Annotated in this window: 24 protein-coding genes and 4 pseudogenes; 22 read left to right on the plus strand and 6 right to left on the minus strand. The window is 42.5% G+C overall.

Annotation, left to right across the window (positions count from 1 at the left end; genetic code table 11):
* The first annotated feature begins 43 nt into the window (after positions 1–43).
* The 5 genes from SM121_RS05650 to SM121_RS05670 all read left to right on the plus strand — a co-directional run bounded on the left by SM121_RS05650 (position 44) and on the right by SM121_RS05670 (position 5385).
* Complete coding sequence (locus SM121_RS05650) at positions 44–1306, plus strand: ABC transporter permease (RefSeq protein WP_003011342.1); 1263 nt, start codon at positions 44–46, stop codon at positions 1304–1306.
* Positions 1307–1312: 6 nt separating this feature from the next.
* The gene (locus SM121_RS05655; RefSeq protein ID WP_003011497.1) at positions 1313–1954 is read left to right on the plus strand and encodes an ABC transporter ATP-binding protein; all 642 of its coding nucleotides are present in this window, start codon (positions 1313–1315) and stop codon (positions 1952–1954) included.
* Between the two features lie 12 nt (positions 1955–1966).
* Positions 1967–3343: an ABC transporter permease gene (locus tag SM121_RS05660; protein WP_155126141.1), complete on the plus strand. Its 1377-nt coding sequence runs from the start codon at positions 1967–1969 to the stop codon at positions 3341–3343.
* Between the two features lie 72 nt (positions 3344–3415).
* On the plus strand, positions 3416–4069 hold the full coding sequence (locus SM121_RS05665; RefSeq protein WP_002891287.1) for a response regulator transcription factor: 654 nt from the start codon (positions 3416–3418) through the stop codon (positions 4067–4069).
* A complete protein-coding gene (locus SM121_RS05670; RefSeq protein ID WP_155126139.1) occupies positions 4066–5385 on the plus strand; it encodes a sensor histidine kinase in 1320 nt (439 codons plus the stop codon). The genes SM121_RS05665 and SM121_RS05670 overlap by 4 nt, the downstream gene beginning before the upstream one ends.
* Positions 5386–5433: 48 nt before the next feature.
* Here SM121_RS05670 and SM121_RS05675 read toward each other — a convergent pair whose 3' ends face one another.
* Together SM121_RS05675 and SM121_RS05680 are read right to left on the minus strand one after the other, a co-directional pair.
* A complete protein-coding gene (locus SM121_RS05675; protein ID WP_320910589.1) occupies positions 5434–6123 on the minus strand; it encodes an ABC transporter ATP-binding protein in 690 nt (229 codons plus the stop codon).
* Between the two features lies 1 nt (position 6124).
* The gene (locus SM121_RS05680; RefSeq protein WP_320910590.1) at positions 6125–7228 is read right to left on the minus strand and encodes an ABC transporter permease; all 1104 of its coding nucleotides are present in this window, start codon (positions 7226–7228) and stop codon (positions 6125–6127) included.
* Between the two features lie 429 nt (positions 7229–7657).
* On the opposite strand from SM121_RS05680, the gene SM121_RS05685 reads away from it, so the two are divergent.
* The 10 genes and pseudogenes from SM121_RS05685 (at position 7658) to SM121_RS05730 (ending at position 15286) form a co-directional block, all read left to right on the plus strand.
* Positions 7658–8062, plus strand: coding sequence for a glycosyltransferase (locus tag SM121_RS05685; protein WP_320910591.1), 405 nt, complete (start codon positions 7658–7660; stop codon positions 8060–8062).
* Between the two features lie 44 nt (positions 8063–8106).
* Complete coding sequence (locus SM121_RS05690; protein WP_320910592.1) at positions 8107–8823, plus strand: hypothetical protein; 717 nt, start codon at positions 8107–8109, stop codon at positions 8821–8823.
* Between the two features lie 120 nt (positions 8824–8943).
* A complete protein-coding gene (locus SM121_RS05695; RefSeq protein ID WP_320911321.1) occupies positions 8944–9714 on the plus strand; it encodes a hypothetical protein in 771 nt (256 codons plus the stop codon).
* Between the two features lie 66 nt (positions 9715–9780).
* On the plus strand, positions 9781–10479 hold the full coding sequence (locus SM121_RS05700) for a hypothetical protein (protein ID WP_320910593.1): 699 nt from the start codon (positions 9781–9783) through the stop codon (positions 10477–10479).
* Between the two features lie 76 nt (positions 10480–10555).
* Positions 10556–11215 (plus strand): hypothetical protein, encoded by a 660-nt coding sequence (locus SM121_RS05705; protein ID WP_155172125.1) that lies wholly within the window; start codon positions 10556–10558, stop codon positions 11213–11215.
* Between the two features lie 39 nt (positions 11216–11254).
* Positions 11255–11941, plus strand: a complete 687-nt coding sequence (locus SM121_RS05710; protein ID WP_003011121.1) for a hypothetical protein — start codon at positions 11255–11257, stop codon at positions 11939–11941.
* A gap of 392 nt (positions 11942–12333) precedes the next feature.
* Positions 12334–12429: pseudogene (locus tag SM121_RS05715) on the plus strand (beta-carotene 15,15'-monooxygenase); the annotation flags it as partial.
* Positions 12430–12435: 6 nt separating this feature from the next.
* Positions 12436–13389 (plus strand): hypothetical protein, encoded by a 954-nt coding sequence (locus SM121_RS05720; RefSeq protein ID WP_320910594.1) that lies wholly within the window; start codon positions 12436–12438, stop codon positions 13387–13389.
* Positions 13390–14092: 703 nt separating this feature from the next.
* Positions 14093–14623, plus strand: a pseudogene (locus tag SM121_RS05725) (hypothetical protein).
* 372 nt (positions 14624–14995) lie between these two features.
* On the plus strand, positions 14996–15286 hold the full coding sequence (locus SM121_RS05730) for a hypothetical protein (RefSeq protein ID WP_320910595.1): 291 nt from the start codon (positions 14996–14998) through the stop codon (positions 15284–15286).
* Positions 15287–15291: 5 nt separating this feature from the next.
* Here SM121_RS05730 and SM121_RS05735 read toward each other — a convergent pair.
* Positions 15292–16286: pseudogene (locus SM121_RS05735) on the minus strand (IS30 family transposase).
* A gap of 334 nt (positions 16287–16620) precedes the next feature.
* Between SM121_RS05735 and SM121_RS05740 the strand changes: the two are divergent.
* From SM121_RS05740 to SM121_RS05750, 3 genes are read left to right on the plus strand one after another with little or no spacing between them, the layout of a single operon-like run.
* Positions 16621–16926, plus strand: a complete 306-nt coding sequence (locus SM121_RS05740; RefSeq protein WP_003011365.1) for a rhodanese-like domain-containing protein — start codon at positions 16621–16623, stop codon at positions 16924–16926.
* Positions 16927–16946: 20 nt separating this feature from the next.
* Positions 16947–18602: an FAD-dependent oxidoreductase gene (locus tag SM121_RS05745; RefSeq protein WP_320910596.1), complete on the plus strand. Its 1656-nt coding sequence runs from the start codon at positions 16947–16949 to the stop codon at positions 18600–18602.
* Entirely contained in the window at positions 18592–18888 is a 297-nt protein-coding gene (locus SM121_RS05750) for a rhodanese-like domain-containing protein (RefSeq protein ID WP_003011404.1), read from the plus strand. Before SM121_RS05745 ends, SM121_RS05750 begins: the two co-directional genes overlap by 11 nt.
* A gap of 91 nt (positions 18889–18979) precedes the next feature.
* Here the strand turns inward: SM121_RS05750 and SM121_RS05755 are convergent, their stop codons facing one another.
* On the minus strand, positions 18980–19237 hold the full coding sequence (locus SM121_RS05755) for a metal-sensitive transcriptional regulator (RefSeq protein WP_003002739.1): 258 nt from the start codon (positions 19235–19237) through the stop codon (positions 18980–18982).
* A gap of 303 nt (positions 19238–19540) precedes the next feature.
* Here SM121_RS05755 and SM121_RS05760 point away from each other — a divergent pair.
* Positions 19541–19630: pseudogene (locus SM121_RS05760) on the plus strand (TIGR01741 family protein); the annotation flags it as partial.
* A gap of 52 nt (positions 19631–19682) precedes the next feature.
* Here SM121_RS05760 and birA read toward each other — a convergent pair.
* Both birA and SM121_RS05770 read right to left on the minus strand, forming a co-directional pair.
* Positions 19683–20618 carry a bifunctional biotin--[acetyl-CoA-carboxylase] ligase/biotin operon repressor BirA gene (gene birA, locus SM121_RS05765; protein WP_320910597.1) on the minus strand — a complete coding sequence of 312 codons (936 nt, stop codon included), beginning with the start codon at positions 20616–20618 and terminating at the stop codon, positions 19683–19685.
* Between the two features lie 29 nt (positions 20619–20647).
* The gene (locus SM121_RS05770) at positions 20648–21649 is read right to left on the minus strand and encodes a LacI family DNA-binding transcriptional regulator (protein WP_003002635.1); all 1002 of its coding nucleotides are present in this window, start codon (positions 21647–21649) and stop codon (positions 20648–20650) included.
* Between the two features lie 141 nt (positions 21650–21790).
* Here SM121_RS05770 and SM121_RS05775 point away from each other — a divergent pair, with 141 nt between their 5' ends.
* From SM121_RS05775 to galT, 3 genes are read left to right on the plus strand one after another with little or no spacing between them, the layout of a single operon-like run.
* Positions 21791–22957, plus strand: coding sequence for a galactokinase (locus tag SM121_RS05775; protein ID WP_151378755.1), 1167 nt, complete (start codon positions 21791–21793; stop codon positions 22955–22957).
* 9 nt (positions 22958–22966) lie between these two features.
* Complete coding sequence (locus tag SM121_RS05780; protein WP_320910598.1) at positions 22967–23626, plus strand: HAD family hydrolase; 660 nt, start codon at positions 22967–22969, stop codon at positions 23624–23626.
* Entirely contained in the window at positions 23623–25095 is a 1473-nt protein-coding gene (galT, locus tag SM121_RS05785; protein ID WP_320910599.1) for a UDP-glucose--hexose-1-phosphate uridylyltransferase, read from the plus strand. Before SM121_RS05780 ends, galT begins: the two co-directional genes overlap by 4 nt.
* Positions 25096–25109 lie beyond the last annotated feature (14 nt).

Consider the following 25109-nt stretch of genomic DNA (forward strand, 5'->3'; position numbering starts at 1 on the left):
TCCACATTGTATTGTCGTGGACCTTGAAATGGAGGGTAAGATCATGCTCTTACAACAGGCAATCGCCTATATTTCTCGAAAAAGAACGAGGAATCTGGTCCTCTTTCTAATTCTCCTCTTGATCCTCTCTTGCTTGTATTTCTGTTTTTCACTGATGCAAGTAGGAGGAAGGCTGGAGGACCATATCAAACAGTCGGCTGGGACCAGCTTTGCCCTGACCAGTAAGCAGGGGGCTACTCCCTTTGCTCTGAAAGAAGCTGAAAAGGTGCAGCAGCTAGCTGGAGTTGGATCTATGGTTCCTCAATATGAAAGTCCCGTTCGCATTCTTGATAAAGAAGCGGTGACGGGACAGCAGTCGGTGGAGCGAGACGATTTGGGGCAGGAAGCCAAGCAAGCGCTAGGCGCTGTCTTTACCCAGAAGACAGACCAGCACTTGGATTTCCGCAGTGGTAGTTTCCAACTGGTGCAAGGCAAGCACTTATCCGACAAGGCTCGCGGCCAGATCTTGATCCACCAAGAGTTGGCTAAGAAGAACAAGCTAAAGGTCGGAGATTCCTTGACCTTATCCAGCTTTCAGATGGGAGAGACTCCTGCCAAAGAGCAAACCTTTAAAATCGTTGGGATCTTTTCGGGTAAGAAACAGGAAAAATTCACAGGGATGACCTCTGATCTGAGTGAGAATCAAGTCTACCTCCCTTATGAGGATGCGACTAAGCTTCTTGGTCTCAGTCAGCAAGAAGTGACCCAGGTCACCTTTGGGGTCAAAGATCCTGAGAAAATCGATGCCCTCTTGAAGCAAGTCAAAAACTTGGATCTGGATTGGCAGTCTCTCCGCGTGGTCGAAGATCGCAAGGCTTTTGACCAGATGAAAGAATCCTCTCAGACCCTAGAAGGCCTGGTACGGATCATGATGATCGTCCTTCTGGTGACGGGAGCCGGTGCCCTATCTCTCTTACTGAGTCTCTGGACACGAGAGCGGATCCATGAAATCGGCGTCCTCTTATCCATTGGGAAGAGCAAGGGCCGGATTTTTGGACAGTTCCTCTTAGAAGTGGTGCTGGTATCCTTACTAGCACTGATCCCGGCCTTTCTCATCGGGCGGATGATCAGCCATCGTTTCTTAGAGCAATTTGTCGGACAGACTGGTCAACAGCAGACTCTAGACTTGCTTCATCAAATCCCTCAAGGCCTTTCCTTAGGAATCGCCTATGCTAGCCTCTTGTGCTTGATCCTTCTGTCGCTCGGTGTAACGACCAGCATGATCTGGCGCAAGACCCCAAAAGAAATATTAACAAAAATGAGTTAAGGAGAAATGACATCTATGTTAGAACTCAAACATGTATCCTATAGTTACCAAAGCTACCAAGAAGAGATCTTCTCAGACGTGAACTATCAGTTCAAAAATGGGACTTTTTACAGCATTATCGGTCAGTCTGGAGCAGGAAAATCAACCCTCCTCTCCCTCTTGGCTGGTCTAGACAATCCCAAGAAGGGGCAGGTTCTCTTTGATGGGGAGGACATCCAGACCAAAGGGGCTAGCTACCACCGCAAGCATCATGTTTCCTTGGTCTTTCAGAATTACAATTTGATTGATTATTTGACGCCACTGGAAAATGTCCGTTTGGTCAACAAACAAGCTGGGAAAGAGATTCTCTTGGAATTGGGATTGGATGAAACGCAAATCAAACGCAATGTCCTGCAACTATCCGGAGGGCAGCAACAGCGGGTGGCCATAGCGCGTGCGCTCGTTTCAGAAGCACCTGTCATCTTGGCAGATGAGCCGACAGGAAACCTTGACGAACAGACAGCCGGTGACATCATTGCCATTTTGAAGAAGTTGGCCAAGGAACGCCAAAAATGTGTCATCGTCGTCACCCACAGTAAGGAAGTGGCAGAGGCCTCCGATGTGGTCTTGGAATTGAGTCGCCGTAGCCTCGTTGAGAAGAGCAAGTAAGGAGGGAATGCTATGTTGCGCAATGCTTTTGCTTATATCACACGTAAATGGCCCAAGTCTCTCTTGCTCTTTGCCATCATTCTCCTCATGGGGACCTTGAGCTTGATCGGACTCTCTATGAAGGGGGCGACCCAAAAAGCTTCATCGGAAAGCCTGGGATCCATCACCAATAGCTTCTCCATGCAGATCAATCGCAGGACCAATCCGGGAACCCCTCGGGGAGCTGGGAATCTCAGAGGAGAAGATATCGAAAAAATCAGCCAGGTAGAGGGGATCACCTCCTCCATCAAGCGGATCAATGCCATCGCAGATATCCTAGACCACGAGATCATTGAGACTGAAGAAACCCTGCAAAATCAATCTCCAGAGCGGGCCAAGCACTTCAAGAATACCTTGATGGTGACAGGGGTCAATGACTCTTCAAAAGAAGATAAATTTGTCTCTGGAGCCTACAAACTAGTCCAAGGGGAGCATCTGACAGACAAAGATAAAAACCAAATCCTCATGCACGAAGATTTGGCGAAAAAGAATGGTCTCAAGGTAGGCGATAAGGTGCGTCTCAAGTCCAATCTCTACGACGCTGACAATGAAAAAGGGGCCAATGAAACTGTCGAAGTGACCATTAAGGGTCTGTTCTCAGGGAAGAACCAAGCTCCTCTAACTTACGCCCAAGAGTTGTATGAAGATACCCTCATTTCTGACCTAGATACAGCTGCCAAGCTCTATGGCAATACTGTCCAAACAGCTACCTATGAGGATGCGACCTTCTTTGCCAAGGGGGATCAGGACCTCGATCAATTGATCGAAAAAATCAAAGCCTTAGATATCCCATGGAATTACTTTGACTTGGTTAAGAGTTCTTCCAACTACCCAGCCTTGCAAAAATCCATCAGTAGCATGTTCCAAGTGGCGGACTACTTGTTTATCGGTAGCCTCATCTTTGCTAGCTTGCTTCTCACCCTTCTCCTCGTCTTGTGGCTCAATGCCCGTCGCAGAGAAGTGGGAATCTTGCTGGCTCTGGGGCTCTCCAAGGTGCAGATTGCGGGGCAATTCGTGGCAGAATTGATCATGATCTCCATCCCAGCCTTCCTCCTTTCCTATGGAGTCGCAGGTCTTCTTGCTAAAGGAGTGGGAGATACGGTGCTTAAGAACGTCACCAGTGGCATTGCCAAACAAATGGCTCAAGAATCTTCTGCAGCCAACCTTGGTGGAGGAGCTGAGGCCGAAAGCTTCAGTAAGACCTTGACAGACCTCCATATGGACATCCAACCGAGCCAACTGCTGGTGATTGTGTTGGTCGGTGGCCTTCTCTTGATTCTGGTATCTATCCTTTCTTCACAATGGCTCTTGCATAAGAAACCAAAGGAACTCTTGGTGGATGTCGAATAAGAGATTGTTTCCTAAAATAGAAATAGGGTATAATAGGAGGTAGAAGAAGTTTCTTAGATAAAAGGAAAGTGTATGAAGATACTAATCGTAGAAGATGAAGTCCTGATTCGCGAAGGGATGAGCGACTATCTCATGGAATGTGGCTATGAAGTCTTTGAAGCAGGTGATGGGCAGGAGGCCCTGGACCTCTTTCACAAAGAAGCGCCAGATCTGGTCTTGCTGGATATCCAGCTCCCTATCCTCAATGGCTTGGAAGTGCTCAAGACCATCCGGAAGACCAGCTCGGTCCCTGTCCTTATGCTGACGGCCTTCCATGACGAGGACTATAAGTTGACGGCCTTTGGAGAGTTGGCGGACGGCTACCTGGAAAAACCCTTCTCCTTGTCCCTCTTGAAGGTCCGTATCGAAGCTATTTTTAAAAAGCTCCAGCCTTCCCGGGTCTTCACCTATGGAGAGGCACGGGTGGATTTTGAGAGCTACACTGCCAGCCTAGCTGGGCAAGCCATCTCCATGAATGCCAAGGAGTTGGAAATCTTGGAATACTTGCTCCAGCATGAGGGTAAGGCCCGGACCCGCTCTCAGATCCTCGATGCCGTCTGGAAGGAGACGGAGGAGATTCCTTTTGACCGGGTAATCGATGTCTATATCAAGGAACTACGAAAAAAACTAGAGCTGGACTGTATCGTTACGGTACGCAATGTCGGCTATAAATTGGAGAGACCATGACCAAACGAAGTATCTTTGCAAAGATCTTTCTGATCACCTTTGCCCTTTTTAGTGGCTTAGTCATCCTTCTACATGCTTCGGTTTACTTTATTTTCCCCTCGACCTATATCGAGTCTCAGCGCCAGACGATTTTGAAGAAATCACAGGCCCTGGCCAAGAGTTTCCAGGGTCAGGAAGAAGGAACCATTGAGTCGGTCATCGACCTTTATTCCAAGACCAATGATATCAAGGTCTCAATTAAGGGCAAGGAAAAACAAAATGCCCTAGAGGTCAAGGATGACTTGCTCCTGAACCCTAACAGCCAGAACAATTCCTTGGTCATTGAAGAGCGAAAGATTGAGACCAAAGAGGGGAAGGACTTGACCTTGCAATTCTTAGCAACTGTCGATTCCCAAAAGGAAGCGCGGGACATCAGTTTGGGCTTCCTTCCCTATAGTCTTCTGGCTTCCTTTGTCCTGTCACTGCTTGCCTCTTATCTCTATGCCCGCCTGATTTCTGCTCCGATCCTTGAGATCAAGCAGATGACCAAGCGGATGAAGCGCTTGGATCGGACAGCTAGTCTTCCCATTCATTCGCAGGATGAGATCGGTGTTCTTAAGCAACAGATCAACGACCTCTATCACCATCTTCTAGAAGTGATCGACAATCTAGAGCAGCAAAAACAAGAAAATCTGAAGTTGGAGCAGATGAAGGTCGAATTCCTACGTGGAGCCTCACATGAGCTCAAGACGCCTCTAGCCAGCTTGAAGATTATCCTTGAAAATATGCGGGATAAGATCGGCCGCTACAAGGATCGGGACCGCTACCTGTCGGTCTCCCTCGATATCGTCGATGAGATGAACCAGATCGTCCTAGAAATCCTGTCCCTGTCCTCTGTCCAAGAATTGGCTGGAGACAAGGAGTGGATCCAGCTGGATCAGGTCTTAGAGCAGATCCTCGACCAGTACAAGGTCTTGGCGCAATCTCGCTCGCTCACGATTGACAATCAGATCCCAGCCAAACCAGTCTATATGGACCCAGCGATTCTGAAATTGGTCCTCTCAAATGTCATCAGCAATGCCGTTAAGCATTCGGATGCCGGTGGAGAGATCCAGCTCCGCCTCGAAGAGGAAGGGACGCACTTGGCGGTTGAAAATACCAGCCAGGAAATGGTAGAGACCGCTGAAATGCCAATGACCGCTAGCCGTCAGAAGAAGGAAGGCGGCTTGGGACTCTTCGTGGTCCAACACTTGCTAGACCATGAAGAACTGGCCTACCAATTTGACAAAACGGCTATGGGCTTACGCTTCCGTATGGAACTGCCCAAAGATCCGTAAGAATAAAAAACTAGCGAACAAGAGAGACTCTTGTTCGCTAGTTTGCATTTAATCAACTTTTTCGACCTTTAGCAATTGGCCATGTTTTAATTCATAAATGGTATCCACATAGGTCAGGATGGAGCGGTCATGGGTGACCATGATGGCGCTCTTGTTTTTGGATTTGACTTCTTTCCGGATCAACTGGGCGATTTCTTGCCCTCGATCCGGGTCTAGGCTAGCCGTTGGTTCATCGGCTAAGATGACCTGCGGATTTCCGATAAAGGCCCGAGCAATGGCTGCACGTTGTTTTTGCCCACCGGACATCTGATTCGGGTATTGGTGGTAACAAGCTTCGATGCCCAGATCTGCCAACAAGGCTTTGACTTCCTCTTGGCGTTTTTTCTTGTCCTTTTCCCCCTTCAATTTGGCCACCAGCTCTAACTGATCGCCGATTTTCATATAGGAGAGGAGCTGGTGATCTTGAAAGATGAAGCCAAGCAATTCCAGGCGTTTTTGCGTCCACTGGCCTTGGTTGAGGCCGGTCAAGTCTTGGCCAGCGATAGAAATCCGCCCCTCGTCTGCTGACAAGAGTAAACCAGCGATAGCTAAGAGAGTGGATTTACCTGATCCTGAAGGGCCCAAGATCGCGACAAATTCGTTGGGGTCGACGCTTAAATTAAGTTGGTTGAGGACATGGTGCATCTGGCTGCCATCGGCGTAGGATTTTCTGATATTTTCTAATGCAATAATGGCCATCTTATTCTCCATTTCCACCAATGACTTCGATTGGATCTACTTTTTTGATTTTGACAAGGGACAAGGCACCACACAAAATAGAGGTCAGGATAAAGCTAAGCGAGATGGTGAGATTGTCTTTCAGGGTCATAAAGGAAGGGACGCTATTGGGTAAAAATGGCGCCATTATAGTTGCCAGGCCAAGACCCAGCAGTACTCCGATAAGGGAGATGATGGTGAGTTGGGATAGTTGGACATAGGTAATCTGGCTCATGGACATGCCAATGGCCTTTAGGACACCAAACTGTTTCAACTTCTGCAGGGTCAGGATATAGAAGAAGACCCCAAGGATAGCAGAGGAAGCAAGTAGCAGCACCCAAGTGATCATCCGTAGCGTCAGATTTTGAGCCTTGTAGCCAGGGATTTTATCGATCACTTGCTTCTTATCCGCCACCATTAAGTTGCTGGATAGATCACTAGAAGTGATGCTCTTCTTGGTCACAAGGGTTTGGGCTTGCCATTGGTAGCTTGGATCTGTTTTTTGCCGCATGCCTGTGTAGGTCTCCGAGCTGATAAAGCCAATCTCGCTATAGCCGTATTTGGCATTTTTCGCAAAGGCTACGACCTTGAGTTTTTGCTTAGAGGTTTTGTCGATCACGTGATCACCGACTTGGATCCCCTCATCCTCTTTGAAAGAATGGTCCAGAATGACCTCGTTTTTCTGTAAGTCGGAGATCTTGAGGTCGGTATCCTCCATAATTGGATTGAGGATCTCTTTTTCATTGTGATCGGTCGCGAAGTAGGTGATATCCAGGGTATTGGAATCCTCTGATTTTGAGACGGTTGCTCGCTGGATCGACAAGCCAGAATAGTCCATTCCCTCTATCTTTTGAATCTCTTCTAAATCTTTCGCCGTAATGGTTGAAAAGGGGATAATCCCTTCTGAATCCGTCGAAAGGATGTAGTGCAGGGCCCCATAGTTATCGATTTGGGCCGATACCGACCGGCCCAGTCCATTTGTCAGTCCGGACAAAAACACCACCATAAACATGAGAATGGTAATAAGAAGTTCAATCAGGATAAACTTCTTGGGTTGGTATTTGATTTCATTCCATGCAATTTTCATATTGGTTCTCCTTTTAGCACGGAGGTGCTCGAGTAGCTCGGCACCTAAACATACTCTATCATCATACCATAAGTGGGGGGAGAATAGGGAGATGGTGTTTGAAAGTACCTAACTATTTAGCGTTTCAGCCACTTTTCTCACAGCGGAAAGGATCAGTAGATGTTTGATTATAATTAACAAATAACTATTATTTATTTTTCTGAGTTTTACATCCGCTTGATAAAAAAAAGATCTATGTTTTATAGCCACCTTTTTAAGTGGTTTTCTTGTGCTCAAATCAATGTTGTCACCTAGCTTTTATGGTATACTAGTTCTATGCAATTTTTCACAATCCTATGAGTCTAGGGCTGTTTTTACAAGTGAGTGAAAGGGGTCCGAGTTCTTTTGTAGGAGAGGGAAATAATAAAATTTTAGGAGTGTAAAATCATAATGGGTAAAATGAAAAAAATAATGGCTGCGGTTCTTCTGTCTCTTTCTTTGGTTCTGATAGCGGCTTGTGGTACGTCTTCGGCTAAGCTTGAAGGGGAATGGAAAGTCCAAACAGGCGATAAGAAAAATGGTGTGCTGGTCTTTACTAAAGACACTGTGACAGTAGACGGAGAAGAATATCCCTATAAACAAAAGTCTATTGAGAAAAAAGGGAATCTTGTATACTACAAAATCGAGCAACATGGTGAGTCTTATTCTGTGATTTTCCCAGATCCGGATAGAAATATTGCCATCATGATCCAACCGAGTTCAGAAAAGGATGATTTGAGCGGACTCTTGCTGTATGCGATGAATAAAAAAGAGCAACCAAGCTACGAAGACTATGCCAAGAAATACTTGAAATAGACTTGGGTGAGAAAGGGACAGATATGTTTTTTAGAAGACGTCGTATGTATTTGAATCAATATTACGACAAAGCTATTTATTATGATCGTAAGACCCATGAAGTTTTAGAGGCACCAAAGAGTAAACTATTAGATACAGAGAAATCAAGTAAAATGAACAGGCATATTCCTTTATTAGTTGTTTTCTTTATGTTTAGCGGAGGTGGCCTTACATCCTTCTTTAGTATATTTGTGCAAGGAACATATAGCATGACAACTTTTTGGAGTGTTATTCTTATCTGGATAGCAGAGTTTGCTTTTATCACGATCCTTGTAGAACGGGCTTTATACAGAAATGTCAATATTGCTCAAGTGACTACCCAAACGGTCAGCCTTTTTACTATTTGTGCTTCAGAGGATTTAAAAGAAAAGAACTTGAGCGAAAAAGAGAAGCGCAATAATACTTTTTTATTTAATGCTTTGTTGTTTACTATTCCTGCAGTGGGTTTCTACTATGTCTATGATTTTATTTCCCACTTTAAAGACTTGTTGGGACAACCGATTGGAGGAGAGTTTTTTAAAATTATATTTGCAGGGCTTTTGTTAGGAATTGCTTTTGTTATATATAATCAAAATAATATTTCTGGTATTTTGGACATAACAGAAAAATTTGAGTCTGGAAAATTAAGAGTAGTATGTAGAGATGATGAAAACTCTGATGTATATCTAGAAGTGAGCGTTGGACCAGATGGAGCTATTTTGACAAAAGAATTACATAAGTAAAGAAGAAAGTTTTGAGATGCTTTAAGCTATTTTAAAATTGGGATAAGTTTTCACATGGAGAGTGGAAGCTACCCAAGCTGTGGTGACGGGAATAGGATAAGTATTAGAAAGAAGAAATATATGTTTTTTAGAAGACGTCGTTTTTATTTGAATCAATATTACGACAAAGCTATTTATTATGATCGTAAGACCCATGAAGTTTTAGAAGCTCCAAAGAGTAAACTATTAGATACAGAGAAATCGAGCAGGATGAATCGGCATATTCCTCTATTAGTTGTTCTCTTTATAGCTAGCGGAAGTGGCATTTCTTCCTTCTTTAGTCTATTTTTACAAGGAACTTATAGTATGACTGTTTTTTGGAGTGTTATTCTTATCTGGATAGCAGAGTTTGCTTTTATCACTATCCTTGTAGAACGAGCCTTGTATAGAAATGTCAATAAAGCTCAAGTGACTACCCAAACGGTTTGTCTTACTACTATGATTTATCCCGATGACGAAAATCAAGACGAAGAGGAAAAGACGGAAAAAAAAGGATTTAGCAAAGGTGCTTTTTTATATTTTAATGCACTCTTATTTACTGCTCCTGCAGTTGGTTTCTACTATGTCTATGATTTTATTTCCCGCTTTAAAGACTTGTTGGGGCAACCGATTGGAGGAGAGATTTTCAAGATTATATTTGCAGGTCTTTTGTTGGGAATTGGTTTTGTTGCGTTCAATCAAAATAATTTCGTTAGAATCTTGAAATTGTCACAACGGTTTGAGGAGGGGGAAATTAGTGTGATATGTAGAGCTGATGACGATCCAGATGTCTATCTAGAAGTCAGTATGGGACCAGATCAAAAACTTGTCATCACCCAACTACAGAAAGATGAAAACCAAGTTTTGAAGTAGAAGGTAGAGAGTGGGAAATAGGTTCCTTGGATAACATCAATCTGACTAGTTAAGGAGAGGGAGTTCATGTCAAAAGCTTCAAAGAAAAAGAAAGTAGTGATCGAAGAACGCTACCACGGTCCTTTGATTACAAATGGGGTTAGTCTAGGCTATATCAAGCTTCTATCTTGGATTAGCTTAGCATTCTCTTTTATGGCTTATTTTGGGACGACCTATGTCGATCATATTGGCATTTATAAAATCTTGTTCATTCTTTGCATGTTTATTAGTGGTGTGGCAATCCCACTCTCTTTCTTCGATCGTTTTATTGTGAGATTTAAGAGTTTTATCTATCTTTTTGTTTCCATACTTGTTTTGATTTTAAACGTTGACATGACTTTTACAGGCTTGGTTATGCTAGTTGGTAATGACGGGATCTATTCAGTCTGGGCACTTATTTACAATCTCGTAGCTCTCTGTATCCTGCTTTTTTCTACTGGTCTCTACTCCTGGTATTATCTTCCTAAAAATCAGGGGAAAATCTGGGCTTTCAACCGATGGGAGACTTATGGTGGTGAAGACAATGCCAAGAAGCAAGAGCGATTGTTTAATGTTGGAGTTGCTTTTGTAGCTGTATTGTTAGCGCCAGCTATTCTCACTGGCTACATTGAGAATATCTTTGGTGTTTTCTTGGGCATCTTGATGAATCTTTTTTTACCAGCTCTCATAGTGGACGGAGTTCAGGCAGCGCGCTATGTACGCAAACACCCAGGATATGAGGAGTAGATTTTTCATTTTGAAGCTTGTTCCTAATGGTTAGGAGATTTTAAGAACTTATTTTCATGATTAGAAAGAGGTCAATATGTTTTTTCTCAGACGACGTCGTGTCTTTATCGGCGAATGTGATGGACAAGCGGTCTATTATGACCAAAAGACGAGGGAGGCTTTAGCAGCTCCCAAAAGTTTCCTACTTAATACTGAAGGAGCACGTAAGACCAATGCCTATATTCCTGAAATGGTGATTTTTTTCATGGCAGGTGGGCCAGGTTTTTTTGGATTCTTTTCAGCTATGTCCATTGGTGTCTATAACTGGACCAGTTTGACCTATATTCTACTATTTTGGTTGGCTGAGTTTTTGTTTATGGTTGCGATTCTAGAACGGGGATTGTATAAAAATGTACGCAAGGCCCAGCCGACGACGGAGAAGATTTTTTACTATGCCGCTTCTCATAACTTGATGGTGGGTGAAGAGAATTTTGATCCAGCTAAAGCATCTTCAACAATCTATCGAATTGCTCGCTACATAATAATTGCTGTTGATATCTATTTAGTATGTGTTTTTTACGGCTATACTCAAAAGTTTGGTCAGCCTATTGAGACCGATTACGGTTTTTGGATAGCTGGATTTATGTTCTATATACCCTTTTTGTTTTATAACCAAAATAATCCAGTTCGTTTTGTGAAGATTATGAGATTATACAGCCAAGGGAAAGTACTTTTTAAAGAAGAAGGAGAGAGTTGAGCACTATTTCGGATTAGATAAATGACTTGGAGGATAAGGATGAACGAAGAACGCTACCACGGCCCTTTAATCACAAATGAGGTTAGTCTAGGCTATATTAAATTTTTTCCTTGGATCATGCTACCGATTACGACATTTTTATATTTTGCGGGTGGCTACGAAGACACGATTGGTATTATCAAGGTTTTATTTCTTTCTTGCATTTTTATTAATGGATTCAGTATTATCTTAGGACTTTTTAACTCTTTAGTGAATCGCTTTAAATCTCTGACCTACATCTTAATCGGCTTGGTAGCTTGGACAATAATCGTCAGCTTCACCTTTATTGGTCTATTGATGTTTACCTTGGGCGAGGGTTCTATTAGTGCACGAACGGTCAATGATTCCAGCTTAACCTTCTTTTATCTCATTACCATCTTGCTCCTATTTGTTGGGATGACTTTGATTTATGCCTGGTATTACCTCCCTCAAAATCAAGGAAAAATTTGGAAGATTAACCAATGGGAGACCTATAAGGTGAATAGTAAGAAAAAAGAATGGCTTTTCAACATTTTGGGAGTTATTGGGATTATGCTACTGTTCATAGCCGTGATTACAGGCTTTATAGAGAGAATCTTCGGTCTCTTCTTGGGGATGTTAATCACATTAACGTTTCCGGCGGTTATCGTGGATGCCGTTTACGCAGCCATCTATATCCGAAAGCATCCAGAATATGAAGAGTTGTGATTTTACAAAAAGTGGCCGTTAAATGGCCTATCATTATGGACCGATTGATCAAGAGTGTAATAAAATTGGATGGAGTCAATGAAGAAACAATCTATAGTTCTTCGTGATTTGCCTGGATTTTCACAGCCTTTATAGCTGTCATGGGCTTGGTGGATCCGATTTCTGTCCTTTCCATGCTCGTTTTGAAGATGATGGGAACACCCATCGGCAGTGAGAAATTCCCTTTAAGCCTGATGGGGATTTTGCCAGCTGTCGCAGCGTTATTACTGTGGCAAAATAATATGATCCGATGGTTGAAGGCAATTGAGCGATATAGAAATCATCGCGTCAAAAAGGAAATAGAGTAAAGAAAATAGAAAGAGATCAATATGTTTTTTCTCGGACGACGTCTGGAATACAAAGAATACCTAGAAATTAGCGACCGCGAATGGTACAGCAAACGCTATTATAAGAAGTTAATCAAAAGCGGTCAGCTAGAAGAGGAATAGTGGGATATGAACCGTCAGTCAGAAGAATTAAATAAGGAATATTTTCAAGCGCTGGGTTTCACGCGAGCTTCTGTTAGAATGTTGAGTTTGGCCTGGGCTGGTTTGTTTGTATTGAGCATCGACCTGACTCATGTATACTTTTTTATCAAGGAGCAATTCACAGTAGATCCCTTTTCGAATGTCCCTTTTCGCTTTCTGTGTCTCCTTCTATTGCTCATGCTGGTCTGTCAAATCATGTCATTCAGCAAACCATTCATCTATAAGTATCAACTCTTGAGTACTGCGATGCTCTTTCTACTAATCAATGGGATCCATCTTTCGTTGATTTTAATGGATTATATTCTCGCTATTTTAACGAATGAGGTTCTGAAAGATTCGCTGATCTACTCGCTGATTTATTGGTTGAGTTTCACTGTTTTATTTTTCGGTTTAATGGTTTATAATGTCAGCTGGTTAAAAAAGCAACTAGGACGAGGTTTTTCAGAAAAACGAACTGCTAGGAACTCTATCGCCACCTCCAGTGTCTTCAGCAAATCCTCCCTCTGGATTATTTTCGGAATCACTGTGTTAGGTGGAGGGCTGGCTAGTTTATCCGGGTATTATGTGCAAACATTTGGGATTGTGAGCAATATAGTCTTTACTTCAGCTTTTTCAAGATTAATCGTCGAAGTTGGCTATCTCCTTTATCTGAGAAGTAAGGATAAGACCTATTGGGAAGAAGGACCGAAGGAAGACCAGAGTCAGTCCTTTTTGAAAACCATAGATTTCAAAAAGGCCAAGCACCGCTTAACTACAGAAGTTGTCTTATTTTTGACTCTAGCAGTGTCTTTAAAACTATTGAATATAGATGCTGAAAATAGCCCAAGTTGGCTCATAGCAACCATAAGAATTTTTGGATATGCAATTCTTTTGGACGCCATGATCAGTTTTGTTTTTTATCAGATTAAAAAGAAGAGATAGGGAGAAAGAAGAAGTAGAAAGCCTTCTTTAACTATTTGGAAAGAGGTGTTAGATAAAATGAAACAGTTTAAGTGGTTGATAATAGTATCTTTTATCTTATTAGTCATTCCTTTTTATCTCACATATAAAAATTCTCAAGAATCTAGTACTCTAAAAACAGCTTTTAAAAAACAGGATAGAATCGAAGTTCTTCATTATTTAATGAGGTCGGAAAAGTACGCATCTCAATACGTAAAGCGGGTTACATCATTCCATCTGATGGTGCTATTCGTCTAGAAGGAGTTGTTTATCCACTTGAAATAGAAGGAGAAGTACATTTGAAAATCAGCCCTCCTCAAAAAGATGCAAAAGATTTTCAGTTATTTTTTACTAAACAAATTAATGAAAAACAAACCTTTGTGGCTTTCGTGTTAGATAAAAAACTTAATTTAATGTAATCGACCTATTCTCAGGATAACGACAGTGGAGAAAGAGAGGGAGTCTCTATCTCACATTCCGAAGAAGAGCGTCTGTTGAAAATTGTTCGAGGAGAGATTGACGGCTTTATGGAAAATATGTATCGGATCTTATATGCCTAAATAGACAGTTATAGGTGATGCTACAGACATTCGTGATTATTCGAGCCCGTTCTTTACTTTTTGTTTTATTTAAAAATGAATCTTAAAGTGTGAGTCCCCATTTAAGTTACAAGAAAGGAAGACAAATGATAACACCCCTGATATTTATTATTTCTCTTGTCCTACTTTTACGTCGTTTTAAAAGCAAACGTTCACGAAAGGTCATTGGCTCTTATATGCTTCATTTGCAGTCTGGTTTGTTTATTCGATTCTTACTTATGGAAGCTACACCCTCCAGCCTGGTCAAAGTGTTACATTGAAAGTTTATCCCAATACAGACCAGTTGGAGTATAATTCGGAACTCCATTTTAAAAAATTAGACGATGCGAAGTTAAAATTGTCCGGTCTAAAAGGTTGGGGGATGAAAGATAGTAATATAGTTTATAATGTTGAAAAGCAAACAATAACGGAGCTCATTTTTTTTAAAAGACAAAACCGAGCGTAAAGACTTACCGAATGATAAAAGTAAGAGTTTCTATTTAGAAAACGATGGAATAGTGGTTCAAGGGGAAGTTGAGGAAGTATTTGGGGTGACGGAACGAAAGCCCTACAAGATCACCATCACAAATGTAGACGATAAACCAGCTCACTTTAAAGCGCGAGTGGTGGATCGGTAATAAAACAAAAAAGCCTTGGTTATCAAGGCTTTTTCCTGTTGTTTAGATGTCTCTGTATGAAATTCTTCATTTTAGTACAGAAGAAAATGATATCAGATACTTGGGATAGAGGGATCTTATTGTGTACTAAATCTGACAAAATTGAGAAAGTTACATAGATTTGACATAATAACATTATATAAGGATTAGCAGTGAATTATTACCACTAAGTAATATCCTTTAATAACAAACTAACCTTGTTGCTTGCTGTAAAATAGAACCAAGTTATATAAATAGAAAGTGAGAATACTATATGAGAATAACAAGTTTTAGAGATATGGACACCACTGAAGATTTTGAATTTGTAGATGAAAAAATGAGTGAGTATTTCCGTTGGGGATTGCTGATTTCTATTCGCTTCAACAAGCAACCTATTGGATTGGGGATATCTTGAGAAAAGAACCCAGCGCTAATTTTGAAGTAAGAGCACGACTTTCAGAAGGTGATGATGTAGACGAATATGAAAGAATCGTGTTATACGAAGGAGATCAGTGTTTTGATTCTTGGTTCTTAGAAGAGAAAGCAAGCTTCATGGCACCATATTCTAAGGTACTATTTCTCAATAAGGATACAAATGTGGCATATGCTATTGAAAAAATGAATATGATGAGCCTGGACATGTAAAGTATTTACGTGAGATAAGAAAATAAATAAGAGAGTTCAAAAACCGTTGCTTTTTTGATAGAATCGTGACACTTTTGTCCCAGACTCTTTTGTGCTGACTGATAGCCATGGATTCGTCTTGGTCTTTCATTGATAGCTTTAGTATAGGCTTTTAAAAGGTTCGGCTCTAGATCTTTGAGCGAGGATCACTTTGGAATGAACTTTCTTAACAATCCATTGAAATTCTCATTTGTCCCTCGTTCATAAGATGAATAGGCGTGTGCAAAATAAACATCTAATCCCTTAATCTCACTCAATGAAGAAAATTCGCTTCCATTGTCTGCAGTGATGGACTTAATGGGATAAAATTTCATACACTCTAAAACTGCTTGAATGACATACTCTGCCTTCTTCTCCACGAGTTTCTTTGTGACAGCACAGCGTGTTTGTCGTTCTACTAAGATTAGAATAGAAGGTTCTCCTACTGTCTTTCTTCAATTGACTTTACTAGATGTTTCTTAGTAGAGGGATGATTGGTAAATCTCTTACGGGTCCGCACTGCTCTTGGCAAATCAATAACCCTAATATCTAACGATATAGTTATAGAGCGTCTTGGTTGAAGGGACAACTGCATCTACATGTTGGAGGCTATAAGTGTGAACAAAGGTATCCACGCTATGTAGTCTTAGTTTCTCTCTCATTGCTTCTGTAAATTCTCTCAGAAAATCGTCCAATACACGATCCAGTTTCAGATAATAGCTGGCTTCTCTAGCATGATGATAACGGTTATGAGTAGCATCTGTATAGTAGTGTTGGTAATAGACCTTCTGTCCATTTACTTGTTTCACTTGTGTTACGGAACCACGATTAATTTCACGAGTAATAGTAGAGCGATTTCTTCCCAGACGACGAGCAATCTCTGCTGGTTTGAGTCCTACGCTTAAATAAGCTTCAATTTCCCTCGTTCAGCTTCAGATAAGTGCTTGTAGGATTGATTGGTGGTAGGATAATTAGCGGACATGTTCATCTTCCTTTATACTGTTTTTCGCAACTCTAGTATATCAAATGAACATGTTTTTTGTGTTGCACTTCATTTTACAACAGGGCATGGGGTCTGTTTTCAGAAAAGGTAATTTTCTAGGAAATAGTTGTTGAATAAATAGGACAGGTTCTATTAATGAACCTACCGACCAACTAAAAATTTCTTTCTTTAGGTTGTGAGTTGGCATCTTGTATACTGAAAATGAATAAAACAATTTAATAAAAAAGAGTTAACACTAATCAATGCAACTTGCTTGACAAAAGCTTTACTTAGTGGTTTAATATACCCCATAAGGGTATATTTGGAGGTGCCTATGTTTCACTTATTTACAAAAATTGATAGTATTTCTACTAGCGAATTAGAAGCTAAACTAAAGGAACCTATTCAGCTACTGGACGTTCGAACGCCTACAGAATTCCGTAGAGGCCATATCAAAAATGCAAAAAATGTCCCCCTAACTGAAATCGGTTCTTATAAGCCCACGACAAAAGAAACACTCTATGTCATTTGTCATTCTGGTGTGCGTAGTAAGATGGCTGCTAAAAAGCTAAAGAAAAAAGGCTATGATGTCATCAATGTCCGAGGTGGTATGAGCGCTTGGACAGGTAAGGTCATCTAAAAGTTTAAAGGAGAAAGCCAATGAAAATTATCATTGTCGGAGGAGTTGCAGGCGGTATGTCAGCAGCAACCCGTCTCAGACGTCTCATGGAAGACGCTGAGATCATTATTTTTGAGAAAGGGCCCTTTGTTTCCTTTGCCAACTGTGGCCTTCCTTACTATGTTTCAGGAGAAATTGCAAACCGTGATAGTTTATTGGTCCAAACTCCTGAAAGTCTCAAGGCACGCTTTAACCTCGATGTGCGACCATTTCACGAGGTTATCCAGCTTTCCCCAGAAGAACACACTGTGACTGTACGACACGATGGACAGGAATTCACAGAAATCTACGACAAGCTGATCCTATCTCCAGGGGCTAAACCATTTGTTCCTACCATTGAAGGCTTGGCAGAAGCTAAAAATGCCTATACACTCCGCAATGTTCCCGATCTTGACGAGATTATGGCAGCCTTGGACAATCATCCAAAAGAAGCTGTCGTTATCGGTGCAGGCTTTATCGGGCTTGAAATGGCTGAAAACTTGTCGAAACGGGGATTGCAAGTCACCATCATTGAGAAAGCACCCCATGTCTTGCCACCATTAGATCAAGAAATGGTAGCCTTTGTCCAAGCAGAATTACTGGCAAACGGTGTCCGTGTTATCACTTCTCAATCTGCGACTCGATTTGAAGACCAAGGAAAAATCATCATTCTCGAAAACGGTCAAAAGATCACTTCTGACCTCACTATCCTTTCTGTCGGTGTTGAACCTGAAAACAGACTGGCCAAAGCTGCGGGGATTGAGCTGGGACTTCGCGGTGGGATCCTGGTCGATGAACATTACGAAACCAGTCAAAAAGATATTTTTGCAGTTGGGGATGCCATCGTCGTCAAGCAAGAGATTACAGGTCAAGATGCTCTCATCTCTCTCGCTTCTCCTGCCAATCGTCAGGGCCGCCAAGTGGCGGACGTCATCGCAGGACTCGGTCGTACAAACAAGGGCAGTATCGGCACTGCTATCGTTCGTGCCTTTGATATGACAGCTGCTTCGACTGGTCTCAGCGAGCGTATCCTTAGCATGAATCAATTTCCTTACAAGGCGCTTCATGTCAGCGGTAAAGACCACGCCGGTTATTATCCTGGCGCTACTGAGATGACCTTGAAGCTCCTCTTCGACCCAACCACTGGAAAAATCTATGGTGCCCAAGGAGTTGGGAAGAAAGGTGTTGACAAGCGAATTGATATCCTAGCAACTGCTATCAAGGGAAATCTCACCGTCTTTGACTTACCAGAGTTAGAGTTTACCTATGCGCCACCTTTTGGATCTGCCAAGGATCTCGTCAATATGCTGGGTTACGCAGCCTTGAACCTTATCGAAGGTCTCAGCGACAACGTTCAATGGTACCAGCTCGAAGACGAACTGGCTAAGGGAAAGAAATTTCTAGATGTACGGACAAGTAGCGAATTCCAGAGTGGTCGACTCAAAGTCGATACCATTCATATTCCCCTAAACGAATTACGGGAACGCTTGGATGAACTAGACAAAAATCAAAACTACATCGTCAGCTGCCACAGTGGTTTACGCAGCTATATCGCAGAGCGTATCCTCAAGCAAGCAGGATTTACCGTCCAAAACCTTGACGGCGCTTATTCACTATACAAAATGGCTAACCCAGAAGGAGTAGAATATGGTAACTAATATCAGCATGGCTGACTTTTATGAAAAATATCAAAATGAAAATCTAGATCTTATCGATGTCCGTGAAGTACATGAATTCCAAGCAGGACATGCACCAGGTGCCAAAAATCTTCCGTTAAGTACCTTGGAGCAAGGCTACAAAGAACTCAAACCTGACCATGAATACCATGTCATCTGTCAAGGTGGAGCGCGTTCTGCCTCTGCCTGTCAATTTCTCAGCGCCCAAGGCCTCACCGTTACCAATGTAGAAGGTGGTATGAATGCCTGGCCCGGTGATGTAGAATAAATCAAATACAAAAAGAGCAGTTTGTTTACTCTAAAGAAAACCAACTGCTCTTTTACTATTCTATCAACTTTTCAAATAAGCCTTTATTCTGTTACTTCCGTTTAATCAAGTATTTAACTGCCTTTTCCAATCTTTCCTTCTGCGCTTGAGGGTCGCCTAAAGGTTCATTAATACAAGCTGTTAAATTCTCGGTTATCATCAACTCAATAATACGATCAACGCTTGAACGAACTGCTGTTAATTGGGTGATGATATCGACACAATCCCGCTCTTCCTCCATCATTTTTTGGATACCCCGCAATTGACCTTCTGAGCGTTTGAGGCGTGTAATGTACTTTGATTTTGTCATCTATTTATCCTTAAACGATTTTTTTACATTATATCTCTAATAAAGCCCTTTGTCAAAAGTATCACTTCTCTTAAAGATAAAGCCTCCTAGTTCTCTACTCTAACTCGCGTAACAATACCATCTTTGTCAGTCACGCTGAATTCTGCAGACGAAAACCACTTAGTTATCGCCTTGTTAGTTTGAGATTGAGCAAATACTTTCAACAACTCCTCTTTATTCTCAACTTCAACCACATAGTAAGCAAGACCAGCCATGCTATTTTCACGTCGAGCTAAATCTTTACCACCCCATTCATTAACAGCTAAATATCTCGGCAAGCAACAAGCGAATGAAAAAGAGCTTGAACAGTTCAAGGCTATGGAAGCTTTCCAAAGAGAGCATAATGGAAAATAGATGAAACAATCAAAAAAAACCACCTTCGGGTGGCTTTTTTCTATACTTGTTTTCACCATTTTGTCAAGGAGATTTCTCCGCTATTGAGCCAGATTTCTTCTTGATTTTCTAATTGGACCAAGAGTTGGCCGGTATCAGAGATATCTTTGGCGAGGCCTGGATAGGTCTGTTGGTTCTGCTCAAAAGTAACGGTTCGTCCTAGGACCAGGGAGCGCTCTTTATAGAGGTAGACCAGTTCATCGACATCCGTTTGGAAGAATTCCTTCCAGATCTCACTGATGAGGTCATTGCGGGTGATGGGACAAGGCCCTTCAAATAAGGAACCAGCCTTGCTTTCTAGCTCATCTGGAAAAGTAGAGATAGCCAAATTAAGACCGACTCCTATAATGACATCCGTGACGAGACCAGTCTCAATCGACGTGATAGCTTCGGTAAGGATTCCCCCAATTTTTTTATGGCGGTAGTAAATATCATTGACCCACTTGATATCGATATCGATCAGGGTCAAGTTTTTAATAGCCTTGTAGATGGCTCCAGCGACCATGAGGGTATAAGGAGGGAGCTCTGCAGGGGGCAGTTGAGGCTTGAGATGAAGGGACATGTAGATGCCCCCTTGATCGGGGCAGTAGTAGTCCCGACCAAAGCGGCCTTTTCCAGCAGCCTGCGAATTGGCTAGGTAGAGCGCCTTGCCTTCTTGATGGGTTTCTATGCCTAATTTGGCGTCCAATTGGGTGGAGCTACATTGTTCGTTTAAGGAAACGGTCAATTGGGTATTGCTTGCGATCACCTCAGGAAGCAGAATATCGCCTGAGACCAATTTGTAGCCCTTCTTTTTGAGGGATTCGATGACGACCCCATCTTTTTCCAGACGCTGAATAGCCTTCCAGATAGAGGTGCGGGAAACACCTAGTTCTTTTGCCAGCTGCTCCCCGTTGACATAATCATCTGCCTGAGAAAGGGTTTGAAAGAGGATTTCGTGTGTTTTCATAGTTTTTTATTCTTGGAAAGGATGGAGGATCATCCATTCTTCGTACTTTCTCTAATAGTTAGCTTGGTTCCTAGCATAGTGAGGGTTGGTATTTCTCTCGGAGATAGGACTTGTTTATTTAGTACATCCATTGCGGTTCGTCCCATTTCTTCTGTAAAAACGGTGATGGTAGAGAGGGGAGGAAAGACTTGCTTGGCTAAACTGGTATCATTAAAGGAAATGAGTTGGATATCATCAGGGACCTTAATGCCGGCCTCTTGAAAAGCCCGGAGAGCCCCAATGGCTAAACTATCACTCGCAGCAAAATAGGCATCTGGTAAGGGTAAGCCAGACTGAAGCTTAGAGGAAATGAGGTCATAGCCTGATTGAGCTGTAAAACTTCCAGTGAGGATGAGTTCAGGGTGATAAATACTTCTTTCAATACAATAGTTTCGATAGGCTCGTCGCCGAGGATCGGGAATACTTTCCAATAGGTCAGTTGTTTTTTCCTCACCGCTAAGGAGCCCAATTGTTTGACAGCCTTGTTTTCGTAAATAGGAAAGAGCAGTCTGTACAGCATTTTCAAATTCAGTCGCGACGCAAGGGTGACCTTGGTTAAGGGTGTTACTATCGACAAAAACCAGAGGTTTGTCTAGCCTTTCTAACTCGACAATCTGAACCCTACTAAACTTTCCGATACAAAGGACCCCAATAACTTCCTCACCTAATCGAAAAGGAATATCATTGAAATAGCGGAGAATCCCATAGTCGAGATCCTGTGCTCTTTTTTCAATGCCTAAGCGGATGTTGTAATAGTAGAGGTCGTCCAGCTCTCCCTCTTCACTTTTCCATTGGATGATGACAATTTGCTGTTTTTCCTTTTTAAAGTTCCCACTTTTCTGATGTCTGGTGTAGCCTAGTTCGTCAGCAACAGTCAAAATTCTGTGGCGGGTTTCCTCCGTTACAGAAAGACTGGCATCTTGGTTCAGAACACGAGAGACAGTGGCGATGGATACGTCTGCGAGGTTAGCAATATCCTTTAATGTGGCCATTCGTTTTCTCCTTCTTTCTTCTAGTATATCATAGGTTTCGTCATATTAGCGAATTTTACTAAAACTTTAGTAAAATAATTGATTTGTTGCATGAAAGGGGTTACACTAGTGGTAAATAACTATATAAGTGAGGTAATCTCAATGAATACTCAAGAACTTCGGGAAGCTTTTCAAACAGTCTTTGGAGCAGAAGCAGATCACACTTTCTTTTCACCAGGACGGATCAATCTGATCGGTGAACACACTGACTATAATGGTGGGCATGTCTTCCCAGCAGCCATCACTCTTGGTACCTATGGAGCGGCAAGAAAGCGTGAGGATAAGGTCTTGCGTTTCTTCTCAGGAAACTTTGAAGACAAGGGGATCATTGAAGTTCCACTTGAAAACCTCCACTTTGAAAAAGAGCACAACTGGACCAACTATCCAAAAGGCGTGCTCCACTTCTTGCAAGAAGCGGGTCATGTCATTGATAGCGGTATGGATGTCTATGTCTACGGCAATATTCCAAACGGATCCGGTCTTTCTTCTTCAGCATCGCTTGAGCTCTTGATTGGCGTCATTGCTGAGAAACTATATGATCTTCAGTTAGACCGTCTAGATTTGGTCAAGATCGGGAAACAAACCGAAAATCACTTCATCGGAGTTAACTCTGGGATCATGGACCAATTTGCCATCGGTATGGGGGCTGATCAACGGGCTATTTATCTCGATACCAACACCCTAGAGTATGATTTGGTACCGCTGGACCTCAAAGACAATGTCGTGGTCATCATGAACACCAACAAACGCCGGGAATTAGCGGATTCAAAATACAATGAACGTCGTTCAGAATGTGAAACCGCCGTCTCTGAACTCCAAGAAAAATTGGATATCCAAACCTTAGGGGAATTGGATCTCTGGTCTTTTGATGCCTACAGCTACTTAATCAAGGATGAAAATCGCATCAAACGGGCTCGTCATGCTGTACTTGAAAACCAACGGACTCTCCAAGCACGTAAGGCACTTGAAGCAGGTGATTTGGAAGGCTTTGGCCGTCTCATGAATGCTTCCCACGTATCCTTGGAGCATGACTACGAAGTGACTGGTCTAGAATTAGATACTTTGGTGCATACAGCCTGGGAACAAGAAGGCGTCTTGGGCGCTCGTATGACAGGAGCAGGCTTTGGTGGTTGCGCCATCGCCCTTGTAAACAAAGATAAAGTTGAAGCATTTGAAGAAGCTGTCGGCAAACGCTATGAAGAAGTCGTTGGCTATGCGCCTAGCTTTTATATTGCAGAAGTTGCGGCAGGGACACGAGTTTTAGACTAGGTGATAATAATGGAAGCTGTAATATTTGATTTAGATGGCTTATTAGCCGATACGGAAATCATTTCTCTAAAAGTTTATCAAGAATTGCTTAGAGATTTTGGAATTCCTTTCACAGAAGAAACTTATTCTAGAGACTACAGTGGACATAGGGAAGAGGAGAATGTTCAACGTTTTTTGGATACCTATGATTTACCATGGAACTTTGACCAAACCTTGGCTAAAGTCTATGAACTGGAAGCTCAAATCTTAGCCCAAGGTGTTCATTTAAAAAAAGGTGCTAAGAATTTACTTACTTTTTTGAAAACAGAGGGTATCCCAATCGCTCTAGCAACTTCAAGTGTTGAATCTCGGGCTAGAATGATCTTGGATAGCAATGGGATCCTGTCCCTATTTGACCATCTAGTTTTTGCAAAAGATGTCAAACGAAGTAAACCTTACCCAGATATATTTTTAAAGGCTTGTAGCGATTTGAATGCTTTACCAGAAAATTGCTTAGTGCTAGAGGATAGTGAGGCAGGGATTGAAGCAGCCTATAGGGCTGGAATACCAGTCATATGTGTTCCAGATTTAAAAGTACCAGCACAGTCTTTCTTAACTAAAGCAGAACAAGTTTTCCAGGATTTGGATGCTGTCAGAGACTATTTAAAACGTAAGAAGGAGAATCAATGAATCAGGGAATTTTGGATGCATTTGTCACAGCCGTCATTGCGGCGAGTGACTACGAAGAGATGGATCGGATTTATCTAAAAAATCGCATCATGAGTCGCGTTGGAGAAGAAGGGCTAGACGCCCCAGCTCAAAAAGAAGAGTTGATTGCGCTCAAAGATCAGCTGGTAGAGATCGCTGTTGCAAATAGCAAGATCCAAGATAGTATGGCCGAAAAAGACAGTTTGGGTGCGGAGTTGATGGATTGGTTTACCCCTAGTCCTAGTCAAGTCAACCATCGTTTTTGGGAGACCTACAGTCAGTCTAAGGAAGACGCGATTGCTGATTTCTATGCCCTCTCTAAGCGCAATGATTACATCAAGGTCAAAGCCATTGCACAAAACATTGCCTTTGAGGCTGAAACTCCCTACGGTTCTCTTGAAATCACCATCAATCTGTCAAAACCTGAAAAAGATCCTAAAGACATTGCAGCGGCCAAGCTTGCCAAAGCCAGTCATTATCCAGCCTGCCAATTGTGCTTTGAAAATGAAGGCTATCAAGGTCGCCTAGACCATCCAGCACGGGCCAATCACAGGATTATTCGCTTTGATATGGACGGTCATGATTGGGGCTTCCAGTATTCCCCTTATGCCTACTTCAATGAACACTGCATTTTCCTTGATAGCCAGCATGTTCCCATGGCCATTAGCCGCAAGACCTTTGAGCGACTCTTGACCATTGTCGAGACTTTTCCAGGCTATTTTGCAGGGTCCAATGCAGATCTGCCCATTGTAGGGGGGTCTATCCTGACTCATGATCATTACCAAGGCGGACGACATACCTTCCCTATGGAGCTGGCTCCTGTTGAGGAAAGCTTTAGCGTTGAGGGATTTGAGGCTGTATCGGTAGGAATTGTTAACTGGCCCATGTCGGTTCTTCGTTTGAATTCAGATGACAAGGCGCAATTGATTGCCCTGGCAGACCATATCCTAACAGCCTGGCGAGGCTACTCGGACCCAGCAGTTCAAGTCTTAGCAGCATCCGACGGTCAGCCCCACCATACCATTACCCCCATTGCACGAATTCGTGATGGGCATTATGAACTGGACTTGGTGCTCCGTGACAACCAAACCTCACCAGAGCATCCAGATGGTATCTATCACCCACATGCGGATGTGCAACACATTAAAAAAGAAAATATCGGCTTGATCGAAGTCATGGGCTTGGCGATTTTGCCACCTCGTCTCAAGGAAGAGCTCAAGCAGGTCCAAGACTATCTACTTGGACGTGAGAATACTGTGGCGACCTACCACCAGGCTTGGGCAGATGATTTGAAAGCCGCTCACCCATCCATCACAGAAGAAGCAGAGGCAGAGGCCCTTGTCCGTGAATCAGTAGGCCAGATCTTTGCGCGCGTGCTCGAAGATGCTGGAGTCTACAAGCGAACAGCAGAAGGACAAGCTGCCTTTAGACGCTTTGTTGCGACGCTTTAAGTGTGGAGAAGCGG

This window comes from Streptococcus sp. S1, from assembly GCF_034137685.1.
Lineage (GTDB): Bacteria > Bacillota > Bacilli > Lactobacillales > Streptococcaceae > Streptococcus > Streptococcus dentalis.